Origin of the sequence: Tepidiforma bonchosmolovskayae, assembly GCF_008838325.1 — a bacterium.
Classification (GTDB): Bacteria; Chloroflexota; Dehalococcoidia; order Tepidiformales; family Tepidiformaceae; genus Tepidiforma; species Tepidiforma bonchosmolovskayae.
The window spans coordinates 1,088,124-1,100,354 of record NZ_CP042829.1 but is presented as its reverse complement, the minus strand read 5'-3'; the positions used below and the strand labels follow the sequence as shown (position 1 = coordinate 1,100,354).

Sequence of the window (12,231 nt, the reverse complement as noted above, 5' to 3'; positions counted from 1 at the left end):
AGGAGCACACACTATGGGTAAAGTTCTCGGCATCGACCTCGGCACCACCAACAGCTGCATGGCCGTCATGGAAGGCGGCGAGCCCGTCGTTATCCCCAACGCGGAAGGCGCCCGCACCACCCCCTCCGTCGTCGCCATCACCAAGACCGGCGAACGGCTCGTCGGCCAGGTTGCCAAGCGCCAGGCCATCACCAACCCGGAGAACACCATCTTCTCCATCAAGCGCTTCATGGGGCGCAAGTTCAACGACCCCGAAGTCCAGCGCGATATCAAGCTCGTCCCCTACAAGGTGACCGCAGCCCCCAACGGCGACTGCCAGGTCGTCCTCGGCGGCCGCACCTACAGCCCGCCCGAGATCAGCGCCATGATCCTCCAGAAGCTGAAGGCCGATGCCGAAGCCTACCTCGGCGAACCGGTCACCGAGGCCGTCATCACCGTCCCGGCCTACTTCAACGATGCGCAGCGCCAGGCCACCAAGGACGCCGGGAAGATCGCCGGCCTCGAAGTCCTGCGCATCATCAACGAGCCCACCGCCGCCTCGCTCGCCTACGGCCTCGATAAAAAGAAGGACGAGCTGATCGCCGTCTACGACCTCGGCGGCGGCACCTTCGATATCTCCATCCTCGAGATCGGCGACGGCACCTTCCAGGTCCTCTCCACCAACGGCGATACCCACCTCGGCGGCGACGACTTCGACCAGCGCATCATTGACTGGCTGATCGACGAGTTTAAGAAGCAGGAGGGCATCGACCTCCGCCAGGACCGCCAGGCCCTCCAGCGCCTCAAGGCCGAGGCCGAGAAGGCGAAGATCGAACTCTCCTCCGCCCAGCAGACGGAGATCAACCTCCCCTTCATCACCGCCGACGCCAGCGGGCCGAAGCACCTCAACATCACCCTCACCCGCTCGAAGCTCGAGCAGCTCGTCCACGACCTGCTCCAGAGCACCCTCGAGCCGGTCAAAAAGGCCCTCGCCGACGCCGGCAAGAAGGCATCCGATATCGACGAAGTCGTCCTCGTCGGCGGCCAGACCCGCATGCCCGCCATCCAGAAGCTCGTCGCCGACTTCTTCGGCAAAGAGCCCCACAAGGGCGTCAACCCCGATGAGGTCGTCGCCGTCGGCGCCGCCGTCCAGGCCGGTGTCCTCAAGGGCGAAGTGAAGGACGTCCTCCTCCTCGACGTCACCCCGCTCACCCTCGGCATCGAAACCCTCGGCGGCGTGATGACCCCGATCATCCCGCGCAACACCACCATCCCGACCTCCAAGAGCCAGATCTTCTCCACTGCGGCCGACAACCAGCCGAGCGTCGAAATCCACGTCCTCCAGGGCGAACGGCCCATGGCCGCCGACAACAAATCGCTCGGCCGCTTCATCCTCGATGGCATCCTGCCCGCGCCCCGCGGCGTGCCCCAGATCGAAGTCACCTTCGATATCGACGCCAACGGCATCGTCTCCGTCTCCGCCCGCGATAAGGGCACCGGCCGCGAGCAGAAGATCACCATCCAGCCCTCCTCCGGTCTCACCAAGGAGGAGATCGAGCGGATGCAGCGCGAGGCTGAGCTCTACGCCGAAGAAGACCGGCGCAAGCGCGAAGCCATCGAGGTGAAGAACACCGCCGACACCATGGCCTACCAGGCCGAAAAGACCCTCCGCGACAACGCCGACAAGATCCCGTCCCACCTGAAGACGGAGGTCGAGGAGAAGGTGAAGGCCGTCCGCGAAGCCATGGAGTCCAATGACGTCGCCCGCATGCGCTCCGCCATGGACGCCCTCTCCGCCTCCCTCCAGAAGATCGGCGAAGCCGTCTACGGCGCCGCCGGCGCCGGCAGCGCCTCGTCCGGCCCGTCCGGCTCCGGTCCCGCCGAGGAGGGCACCGTCGAAGGCGAGTTCCGCGAGGTCTGACCCGGGCCGCGGCCGGACGCCGCACCCCCGGCACCAATCATGAGGAAGGGCGCCCAGCTTTCGGGCGCCCTTCCTGGTGCTGCCGGCATGACGCGGAGGAAAAGCCCCGGTCAACGGCTGTCATTGCCAGCCGCCCGGCCGCACCCTACCATCCCGGCAGAACCCTCTCCGGAGAGCGTCCGCCCGGCGGGCGCGCGGCCGGGCGAGGTTCCCGGCACAAGCTCCCCGGGAGGCGGAGGTAGGTGCCATGTGGAGCGGGTCCCTGCTTGCCAAAGTCCTCCTCGCCGTTGCGGGCGTCGGGGTGGCGGCGGGCGCCGGCGCTGTGGTCCTGACCACGAGCGGGCCGCTGGCCCAGCGGGGCGAGGAGCGCCCGCAGGAGGCAGCGCCGGTGGCGCCGGTGGTGTGGACGCTCGCCGGGGAAGGGCCGCCCGGCGTCCGGGAGCCGGTCCAGCCGGGGTGGGCGGCCCCGCTCAATCTGCCGACGGGGCTTGCGGTTGACCGGGACGGGAACCTCTACGTGGCCGACCACAAAAACCATGCGATCAAGAAGATCGACCCGCAGGGGAACATCACCACGGTTGCGGGGGGCAACGGGCCCGGGCTGCGCGACGGGCCGGCGCGGGAGGCGCAGTTCAACGGGCCGAACGGCATTGCGGTCGGGCCGGACGGGAGCATCTACGTTGCGGACTCGGTGAACCACACGATCCGGCGGGTGACGCCGGACGGGCGGGTGGAGACGGTGGCGGGGTCGGGTCCGACGGGGATGGGCCAGGACGGCGGTTTCGCCGACGGGCCGGCCGGCGAGGCCCGCTTCTCCCTGCCGAAAGGGGTTGCCGTGGCCGAGGACGGGACGATCTATGTCGCCGATACCGATAACACGCGGATCCGGGTCATCAGCCCCGAAGGCGTCGTGCGGACGCTGGCGGGGAGCGGCGAGATCGGGCTCCGGGACGGCAAGGGGGCGGAAGCCCGGTTCTCGCCGCTCGCGGACATCGTGCTTGGGCCGGACGGCGCGCTCTACGTGGCCGACCAGGCCAACAGCGCCATCCGCCGGGTGACGCGGGACGGGGAGGTGACGACGCTTCCCATCCGGGGGCTGAAGCATCCTGCCAGCGTCGCGGTCGCCGAAGACGGGACCGTCTATGTTGCTGATACCGACAACTACCGGGTCGTGGCGCTGACGCCTGGCGGCGCGGTGCGGGTGGTTGCGGGGACCGGCGAGCGCGGCTACGTCGAGGGGCCGGCCGACCGGGCGCGGTTCGACTTGCCCGTCGGGCTGGCGCTTTACGGCTCCCGCCTCTACGTCTCAGACTATTTGAATCACCGCATCCGGGTCGTGGAGCCGGTTCCCTGAGATGAATCTGCACGCGTTCGAGGCGCCCCGGGGGACCGGATTTACGCCCCTGGGACGGCCGCCCGGTAGGCCGCCTCCACCAGCGCGCTGAGCTCCGCGAATACCGTCGGCCCGGCCGCCACCACGTATCCCTCCGCGAAGCTCCGCCCCCCGAACCCCCCGACCAGCCCCCCGGCCTCCTCGACGATCAGTCCGCCCGCCGCGATATCCCACGGGTTCAGCCGGTATTCGTAATAGCCGTCCAGCATCCCGCACGCCACGTGCGCAAGGTCGAGCGCCGCCGACCCCATCCGCCGGATGTCCCGGACCGCCGGCAGCACCCGCGCCAGCACCGCCGCCTGCTCCGCCCGCCGGGCCGGGTCGTAGGCGAAGCCGGTCCCCACCAGCGCCGTCGCCAGCCGCGCCTGCTCCCGGACCCGGATCGGCTGCCCGTTGCAGGTCGCGCCGCCGCCCCGGACGGCCGCATAGGTCAGCCCGTGGGCCACGTCGTGCACGACCCCTGCCACAACTGCCCCGTCCCGCTCCGCCGCAATGGAGACGGCATAGGCCGGGATCCCGTAGATGAAGTTCGTCGTCCCGTCGAGCGGGTCAACCACCCACCGCACGCCCGAGCTGCCTGCCTCGCGCCCGCCCTCCTCTCCGACGAAGCCGTCGCCGGGCCGCGCGCCCAGCAGCCGCTCCGCGATCAGCCGTTCGGCCGCCCGGTCCGCCTCCGTCACCATGTCCGTCACGGTCGTCTTGGTCCCGACCGCGAATCCCTCGGCCGCGTACCGCGCGATGAGCGCGCCCGCCTCCCGCGCCGCCGCCTCCGCCAGCGCCAGCAGCTCGCGGTCCAGCGGGTCGGCGCTCACCGCAGCTGCCGCCCGCCGTCGATGACGACGATGCTGCCGGTCACGTAGCTCGCCGCGTCGCTTGCCAGCCAGACCGCCGCCCCCGCCACGTCGTCGGGCGTGGCCAGCCGCCCCATCGGGATGTCGGCCCGCAGCCGCTCCCCGTGGCGGCTCGCGAACAGCTCATCCACGAGGTCCGTCTCCACCCAGCCCGGCGCGATCGCGTTCACCCGCACGCCCCGGTCCGCCCATTCGAGCGCCATCACCTTCGTGAGCTGGTGCAGCCCCGCCTTCGTCGCTGCGTACACGCCCTGCCGCTCGAGCGGCACGATCCCCGCCACCGAGGTCACGTTGATGATGCTCCCGCCCCGGCCGGCGGCGAACATCCGCTGCGCCGCCTCCACGCTCGCGAAATAGGCGCCCCGCAGGTTCACCCGCACCACGGCGTCGAACTCCTCCGGCGTCACCTGCTCCGCGCGCTTGTAGTAGGGGCTGATGCCCGCGTTGTTCACGAGGATATCCAGCGGCCCGAGCTGCCACGCCCGCTCCACCAGCGCCGCCACCTCCGCCGGTTCCCCCACGTCGCACCGGAGCCCGATGCAGTTCGCCCCAAGCGATGCCGCCGCCTCCTGCAGCGGCCCTTCGCTCCGCGCCGCGATGATCACCCGCGCCCCCGCCTCGATGAACGCCTTCGCAATCCCGTAGCCGATGCCGCGCGAGCCGCCCGTGACCAGCGCTGTCTTGCCCGAAAGGGAGAACCGTTCCATGCGCCCCATTCTCCCTGCCGTCCGCGAACCGATCACCTTCGCCGGGCCCGGCCGGTCAGGCCGCTGCATGCCGTACCATGTCCTCCGTGCCCATCGACCTCGCCGCCGCGGCCGCCCACCTCGCCGCTGCCGACCCCGTCATGGCCGGCCTCGTCCGCGCCGTCGGCCCGCTCGAACTCCGCCCGCCCCGGCCGGGCCACTTCGAAGCGCTCTGCCGCAGCATCGTCTACCAGCAGCTCTCCGGCCGCGCCGCCGGCACCATCTTCGAGCGCTTCCGCGCGCTCTACGGCCCCGATGGCGCCTTCCCGGAGCCCGCCGCTGTCCTCGCCACGCCCCCGGAAACGCTCCGTGCCGCCGGCCTCTCCCGCCAGAAGATCGCGTCCCTCCACAGCCTCGCCGCCCACTTCGTCGCGGGCGACCTCGATGAGCGCGGCCTCGAGCACTGGCCCGACGAGGAGGTCGTCGCCCACCTCGTCCGCGTCCGCGGCATCGGCCGCTGGACCGCCGAGATGTTCCTCATCTTCCAGCTCCAGCGGCCCGATGTGCTCCCCGTCAACGACCTCGGCATCAACCGCGCCATCATGCGCCGCTACGGCCTCCCGGCCATGCCGAAGCCGGAGCAGGTCCGCAGCATCGGCGAGCCCTGGCGCCCGCACGCCACCGTCGCCTGCCTCTACCTCTGGCGCAGCGAAGACACCGCCCTCCCCGCCTGACCGGCGCCCGCGCTACGGCTGCCCCGCCCGGTCCGCCTGGTCCACGTCCGCCTGTGTCGTTGCCGCGTTCGCCGAGATGAGCGCATCCCGGATCTGCGCGTAGAAGTCCGACATGCCCGCCGGCGAATACGGCACGAAGATCGTGTTCGCCCGCGAGGCCGCCCCGATCTCCTTCACCGTGTCGTAATGCTGCGTCATCAGCACCAGCTGCATGATCGCCTCCGGCGTGACCCCGGCGATGCTCTGCTGGAACTGGTCGACCGAGTCCCGCAGCCCGTCGATGATCGCCCGCCGCTGGTTCGCGATGCCCTGCCCCTGGAGCGCCTTGCTCTCCGCTTCCGCCTCGGCCGCCTTCACCTTCAGGATCTTGTCGGCCTCGCCCCGCTCCAGCGCCGCCTCCCGCATCCGCTTCGCCGCGTTGATCTCGTTCATCGACTCCTTCACCTTCTTGTCCGGGTCGATGTCGGTCACCAGCGCCTGCACGATCTGGAAGCCGAAGTCGCTCATCTCGCCCGAGAGCTCGTTCTTCACCGCCATCGCAATCTCGTCCTTCCGTTCGAAGACGGCGTCCAGCTCCATCTTCGGCACCCGCGCCCGGACCGTATCGAACACGTACGCCGTGATCTGCACGGTCGGCTGGTCGAGCCGGTAGAACGCGTCGTAGACCCGGTCCGGGATCACCCGGTACTGCACCGCCACCACCGTGTGGACGAACACGTTGTCCAGCGTTTTCGTCTCGACCGCCACATCCAGCTGCTGCACCCGCAGGTTCACCCGGCCCGCGACCCGCTCGATGAGCGGGATTTTCACGTTGAGCCCCGGCCCGGCGACCCGCCGGAACTTCCCGAACCGCTCCACAATCGCCGCCGTCTGCTGCTCCACCGTGAACAGCGAACCGAACAGCAGCACGAGCACGATGACGGCTGCAACGCCGAGGATGATGAGACCTGCCATGTGAGGCTCCTCGCTCAAGGGGCCACGGACGGCCCCGGATTGCGCCAAGTATAGCTGCTTATCTCTATCCCGGGTGGCATGCGCGCTCGGACCGCCAGCCCCCGCGAAATTTGCCGACGGTTTACGCAGAATCGGGGAAATCCCGGTCGTTTCTTCCCCTCCGCTGCCGCTACGGTAGGTCCGGTGGCGCCCCTGCGGAGGAGTACACACCCGGCGAAACCGCCCACAGCGCCGGACCTCGCCCAACTGCATCTCTCGGTAACCCCCTGACCCATCCTGCCCTCGCCGACCGATGTACTGAACGACACAGGCCGGAGGTTCTCCATGCCCGTTCGCTGCCGTGCCCCGCTCGCTGCCCTTGCCCTCGCTGCGGCGCTCCTGCTCGCGAGCCCCCCGCACGCGTCGCGCGCCGTCGCGAACTGCGACGTCCCCGACACCTCGCTCGACGCCGACGAGCAGGCGTTCATTCAGCTCCTGAACGATTACCGGGCGAGCCAGGGGCTTCAGCCGGTTGCCGCCGACGCCGCGCTCGTGCGCGCCGCGACCTGGATGGCCATCGACCTCGCCGGCCGCTCCGGCTTCGACCACACCGACTCGCTCGGCCGCTCGCCCTGGCAGCGGATGCCCGATTGCGGCGTCGCCCGTCCCGGCGGCGAAAACCTCGCCGCCGGCGTGCCGCTCGCCGCTCCAGCGGCCGTCCTCCAGGCCTGGAAGAGCTCCCCCGGCCACAACGCCATCATGCTCGACGGCGCGTTCACCCTGGTCGGCGTCGCTCGCCACACGGCTCCGGGCAGCACCTACGGCGTCTACTGGGTCCTGGCCTTCGGCTACGGTACGCCGGGCAGCGCGGCAGCAGCGCCCACCCCGACGCCCCCGCCGCCGACGCCCCCGCCGCCTCCGCCCCCGGCGCCCGCGCAGCCGGGAGCGCCCTCGGCCCTGGCCTTCGGCGCCGGCGTCGCATCCTTCACCTGGCAGGGTCAGCCGGCGTCCGTCGCCGCCGTGTTTGGGCCTGCGGGGAGCGCCGTCCGCGGCGTCTACGCCTACGACCCGGCGGCCGGCCGCTGGCTCCGCTGGAGCCCGCACCTCCATCCCGGGCTCAACACCCTCGCCGCCCTCCAGCCGGGCACGCGCTACTGGGTCGTTGCCGCTGTCCCCTTCGCCGTGGCACCGCAGTAGACCCCGGGCCGTTCGCGAAATCGGCGCGACAGCGCGTCAGGAGGTGACGCCCGGCCGTCCGACAATCCCCGCCATCTCACAGCGGGGTATCGCGAATGGCCAAGTCACCCACCGAGAAACTGCTCCAGGAACTCGACCAGCTCAAGGCGCGCGGCCGCATCACCGATGAAGAGTACGCCGCCCGCCGCCAGGCCATCATCTCCGGCCAGGTCCAGCTCCCGGCCGAAAAGTCCGGCGGCAGCTTCTTCAAGAAGGTCGGCATCGGCTGCGGCGCGCTCCTCGGCATCCTCATCGTGATCGTCATCATCGCGGCGGCGGCCGGCGGCGGCTCCGACAGCAGCGACACGGGCGGCACCTCCGCCTCCTCCGGTACACCGGCCGCCGGCACCAGCAAGGGCGACGTCCGGGTGCCCCTCGCGCCCGGCTCCTCCGGCGAAATCGCCCCCGACGGCAACCCTGAGAAGCGGTCGCGCGTCACCATCGTGCAGATCAAGGACCCGGTCGTCTCAACCAACCAGTTCTCCAGGCCGAAGGCCGGCATGCGCTGGATCGGCATCGAAGTCATCCACGAAAACATCGGCACGAAGGAGGTAGGCTCCTTCGACTGGAAGCTCCGCGATACGAACGACAACGAGCACGAGCAGGACGTCATCGGACCCGTGGTCGACCTGCCCGACCTCGACCCCATCTACAGCGACCTCACCCCCGGCGGCAAGAAGCAGGGCTGGATCTACTTCCAGGTCCCCGAGGGCGCCGGCATCAAGTGGCTCCGCGCCGACCCGAACATCTTCCTGAAGAACGACCTCTACTTCGAGGCACCCTGACCTCCATCCCGGGGCCGACCACGGCGGGGGAGCGCACACCGCGCTCCCCCGTTTGCTGCTGCCGCCGGGCGCTCACCCGTCAACGATCGCGAACACCGGGTGTCTCCCCGCCTCCGCCGCCCACCGCTCCGGCGGGTCGCCGGGGGCTTCCCCGTCTTCCGCCGCGGCAGCCGCGATGCGTCCGCCCTGCCCCTCTCCGTCGTAGGAAATGTGCGAGGCCCCCGCTCCGCTCCCTCGATAGCGGAACGGGGGCCCCAGCAGGGGGGTTCTCAATAAGGTCTGAAGGTCAGGCCTTATCGAGCCAACGGAAGGGCAGCACCTCGGTGGCGCCGCCGTACGAACCCGGCACCGTTTGAATCTCCACGTTCTTCACCCACTCCCGGTAGCCCGTCCAGGCGGTGCCGGCGCCCTGGTTCTGGGGGATGTACCACATCTTGGCCGCGTTCTTGCGCTGGATCTCGAAGAAAAGCTCCTTGCGCTTGGCCGGGTCGAGCTCCCGCTGCTGCTTGCGGGCGAGGTCCTCGAGCTCCGGGTCCTTCACCTTCGAGTGGTTGAGCGGGTTGTCGGTGAAGAACCGGATCGGGTAGCTGCCGGCCTCCGGGAAGGGCGTTTCGTAGCCGAAGGCGATGCCCGTGAAGTTCCCCGCGAACGTCTGGGTGATGTACTTCGACGAGTAGTCCTGGACGTCGGTCGTGGTCTTGATGCCGATGGCGTTCAGGTACTGGATGTTCGCCTCAGCCACCGTATTGAACGCCGACCCGTAGCGGTTGGCGGTGTACTGGTAGACGGTGCTGAAGCCGTCCGGGTAGCCGGCGGCAGCGAGGAGCTTCTTCGCCTCGGCCGGGTCGTACTTGAAGTACTTCGAGGTCTCACCCTGCTGCGCGGAGAGCGGGTCGAGCCAGAAGCGGACGAGGCCGGCGGGGATGAGGTTGTTCCACCGCTCGGAGACGTCGAGGCCGGCCTCCTTCAGCTTCTTGACGTTGTAGGCGAGGTCGAGCAGGGCCGCCCGGTCGGTGCACATCGAAATCGCCAGGCGGACGCGCGGGTCCTTGTTCCACGGCGAGTCCGGCTTCGAATCCATGTAGAAGAACGACAGCAGCTGGCTCACTTCGCCGTAGAGCTGCGCCTTCGGCAGGGCGTTCTTCACGTTGATCAGGTCTTCCGCGTTCAGGCCCGCCGCATCCGAGTTGCCCGCCTGGAACTGCGCCAGCCGGTTCGCGTACTCGGGGATGATCTGCAGCGAAACCCCGTCCGTCAGCGGGAACCCCTTCATGTACCACTCGGGGTTCTTCTTGAATTTGAACCCGACCGCCGGCGTATACGACTCGAGAATCCACGGCCCGGAGCCGATCATCGTCTTGGCCGGGTCGAAGCCGCCGTCCGCCTCCTTGGGCATGATCCAGAAAAGGTTGGCGTCGGCCAGCACGTCGAGGAAGGCGGCATTCGGCTCCTTCAGCTTGAACACCACCGTCGAGGCGTCCGGGTACTCCAGCCGGTCGACGAACGCGACCTGCGAGCGGTTCGCCGAGGTCTCCGCCGTCATCCGGCCCCACGAGTACTTGATATCGTCTGTCCCGATCGCCCGGCCGTTCACCGGCGCCACGTTGTGGAACTTCATGTCCGGCCGCAGCTTGATCGTCCAGGTCAGCCCGTCGGGGCTCGCCTCCGCGCTCACCGCGGCATCGCCGGTGGGCCGCAGGTCGGCCTGCTTCACGCCCAGGCCGGCGTTGTACTTGAACAGCCGGCTGTAGACGTACGCGGCAACGCCCTTCGTCAGGAACGACGCGTTCCCGTACGGGTCGATCGACGGCGGGTCGCCCGTCGCCTGCAAATTCTGGATGCCCCCGCGCTTCGCCGAGGCGTACGGGTCGCTCGGCGTGGGCGTGGCCTGCGGTGCAGCCGTCGCTGTGGCGCCGGCCGCTGTCGGGCTCGCGCCCTTGTCGTCATCGTCGCCGCAGCCGACCAGTGCCAGCCCGGCAGCCCCCGCGGCAACGCCCGTCGCCGCGCCGAGGAACCGCCGCCGCGAGCGGCGCTCCTTCCAGAACCGATCCCAGTACTCCGACAATGCAAACCCCCGTGCAGACGCGCATGTTTAGCCATTCACGTCGTCGATGCGTGGTATAGGCCATGCGCCGGATGATGCGGGAATCCTGCGACCCCGTCCGCCTGCTGTCAATCGATCGTTCGAAAACGTCGAATACTTCGCCTCCAGCCCGGGGCCGGACCGGCCGGCGCCCTGCTACCATGCCGCCGTGGCGCCCCGCATCGATGCCCATACCCACCTCTTCCCGCCCGCGCAGGCCGCCCGCCGCGAGGCCCTCGCCGACGCCGACCCCACCTTCGCGGAGATGTACCGCGACCCCCGCGCGAAACTCGCCGATGCCCCGGCCCTCCGCCGCGCAATGGCCCGCGCCGGCATCGAACGCGCCGTCGCCGCCGGGTTCGCCTTCCGCGATGCCCGCTGCCTGGCCGAGCAGGCCGACTACCTCCTGGCCGCCGCCGCCGAGGCCCCCGGCGTCCTCGCCCCGCTCCCCTGCCTCAACCTCGCCCTCCCCGGCTGGGAGGCTGCCGCCGCCCGCTGGCTCGAAGCCGGCGCCCGCGGCTTCGGCGAACTCCGGCCCCACAACCAGGGCTGGGACCCCCTCGGCCCCGACGCCGTCCGCCTCGCGCACCTCGCCGCCGAAACCGGCGCCGTTCTCCTCTGGCACGTCTCCGAACCGGTCGGCCACGCCTACCCGGGCAAACGCGGCGGCATCTCCCCCGCCGAACTGTGCGAACTCGCCGCCCGCGTCCCCGGCGCCCGCATGGTCGCCGCCCACCTCGGCGGCGGCCTCCCGTTCTACCTGCAGATGCCCGAAGTTCGGCAGGCTATCGGAAATATCTATTTCGATACCGCCGCCGCATCATTGCTGTATGATGAAGGTACCGTCGCGCGCGTCGTCGCCCTTGCCGGCCCGGGGCGCGTGCTCTTCGGCTCCGATTTCCCGTTGCTCGCCCCGCGGCGTCAGCTCGAACGCATCATCGCGGAACTCCCGCCCGATGCCGTTGCCGGGGTCTGCGGCGGGAATGCCGCATCTCTCTTCTTTGGATTGCCGCAACCATGAGCGAAACACCGCCCCAGGAGTCCGTCCGGCTCTTTGTCGCCTGTGAAGTCCCGGACGACGTCAAAGACGCCATCCGCTCCGTGATCGAAGACCTCCGCGCCCGCTCCGGCAACGCCGTCCGCTGGGTCCGGCCCGAGGGCGTCCACATCACCCTCAAGTTCCTCGGCGAAGTCCCCACCCGGAAGCTCCCCCACATCAAGCTCGCCATCCAGGAGGCCGTCGTCGGTCACTCCCCATTCGAACTCGAGTTCTCGACTATCGGCACCTTCGGCGGCCGCGAGGGGCTCCGCCTGATGTGGATCGGCGTCGCCGGCGATGTCCTCCGCCTCGAAGCGCTCGTCCGCTCGGTCAATGCCGCGCTCGGCGTCGTCGGCTTCGAACCCGAGCGCCGGCCGTTCCGGCCGCACCTCACCCTCGGCCGCGTCCGCGACGAGGTCTCCACCCGCCAGCGCGCCGAAATCGAAGTGGCCGTCGGCAAAACCGAGGTTCCCCAGGTCAGCTGGCGCACCGCCCAGGTCTCCCTCATGCGCAGCCGCCTCTCCGAGGCTGGTGCCAGCTACGAGACCGTCGCCAGCTTCCCGCTCCGCGTCATCCAGCAGCCGGTCTGAC

11 protein-coding genes are annotated in these 12,231 nt (G+C 69.9%); 7 read left to right on the top strand and 4 right to left on the bottom strand.

From position 1 onward, the window contains the following. The first annotated feature begins 13 nt into the window (after positions 1–13). Positions 14–1,900: a molecular chaperone DnaK gene (dnaK, locus tag Tbon_RS05585; protein ID WP_158066706.1), complete on the top strand. Its 1,887-nt coding sequence runs from the start codon at positions 14–16 to the stop codon at positions 1,898–1,900. Between the two features lie 247 nt (positions 1,901–2,147). Further along, positions 2,148–3,254 (top strand): NHL domain-containing protein, encoded by a 1,107-nt coding sequence (locus tag Tbon_RS05580; protein ID WP_158066705.1) that lies wholly within the window; start codon positions 2,148–2,150, stop codon positions 3,252–3,254. Between the two features lie 41 nt (positions 3,255–3,295). Here Tbon_RS05580 and Tbon_RS05575 read toward each other — a convergent pair whose 3' ends face one another. After that, positions 3,296–4,105, bottom strand: a complete 810-nt coding sequence (locus Tbon_RS05575) for an inositol monophosphatase family protein (RefSeq protein WP_158066704.1) — start codon at positions 4,103–4,105, stop codon at positions 3,296–3,298. Further along, positions 4,102–4,851: an SDR family NAD(P)-dependent oxidoreductase gene (locus Tbon_RS05570; RefSeq protein WP_225734717.1), complete on the bottom strand. Its 750-nt coding sequence runs from the start codon at positions 4,849–4,851 to the stop codon at positions 4,102–4,104. Before Tbon_RS05570 ends, Tbon_RS05575 begins: the two co-directional genes overlap by 4 nt. An 86-nt stretch (positions 4,852–4,937) precedes the next feature. Between Tbon_RS05570 and Tbon_RS05565 the strand changes: the two genes are divergently transcribed. After that, positions 4,938–5,564 (top strand): DNA-3-methyladenine glycosylase family protein, encoded by a 627-nt coding sequence (locus Tbon_RS05565; protein WP_192498181.1) that lies wholly within the window; start codon positions 4,938–4,940, stop codon positions 5,562–5,564. A 12-nt stretch (positions 5,565–5,576) separates the two neighbouring features. On the opposite strand, the gene Tbon_RS05560 is transcribed toward Tbon_RS05565, so the two are convergent. Continuing rightward, positions 5,577–6,518, bottom strand: a complete 942-nt coding sequence (locus tag Tbon_RS05560) for an SPFH domain-containing protein (protein WP_158066702.1) — start codon at positions 6,516–6,518, stop codon at positions 5,577–5,579. A 324-nt stretch (positions 6,519–6,842) separates the two neighbouring features. Here Tbon_RS05560 and Tbon_RS05555 point away from each other — a divergent pair, with 324 nt between their 5' ends. Next, positions 6,843–7,694: a CAP domain-containing protein gene (locus Tbon_RS05555; RefSeq protein ID WP_158066701.1), complete on the top strand. Its 852-nt coding sequence runs from the start codon at positions 6,843–6,845 to the stop codon at positions 7,692–7,694. Positions 7,695–7,789: 95 nt separating this feature from the next. Beyond that, on the top strand, positions 7,790–8,518 hold the full coding sequence (locus Tbon_RS05550) for a DUF4352 domain-containing protein (protein ID WP_158066700.1): 729 nt from the start codon (positions 7,790–7,792) through the stop codon (positions 8,516–8,518). 286 nt (positions 8,519–8,804) lie between these two features. Here the strand turns inward: Tbon_RS05550 and Tbon_RS05545 are convergent, their stop codons facing one another. Then, a complete protein-coding gene (locus tag Tbon_RS05545) occupies positions 8,805–10,583 on the bottom strand; it encodes an ABC transporter substrate-binding protein (protein ID WP_158066699.1) in 1,779 nt (592 codons plus the stop codon). Between the two features lie 187 nt (positions 10,584–10,770). On the opposite strand from Tbon_RS05545, the gene Tbon_RS05540 reads away from it, so the two are divergent. Continuing rightward, on the top strand, positions 10,771–11,622 hold the full coding sequence (locus Tbon_RS05540; RefSeq protein WP_192498180.1) for an amidohydrolase family protein: 852 nt from the start codon (positions 10,771–10,773) through the stop codon (positions 11,620–11,622). Next, positions 11,619–12,230, top strand: a complete 612-nt coding sequence (thpR, locus tag Tbon_RS05535) for an RNA 2',3'-cyclic phosphodiesterase (RefSeq protein WP_158066697.1) — start codon at positions 11,619–11,621, stop codon at positions 12,228–12,230. The genes Tbon_RS05540 and thpR overlap by 4 nt, the downstream gene beginning before the upstream one ends. Position 12,231: the final 1 nt, after the last annotated feature.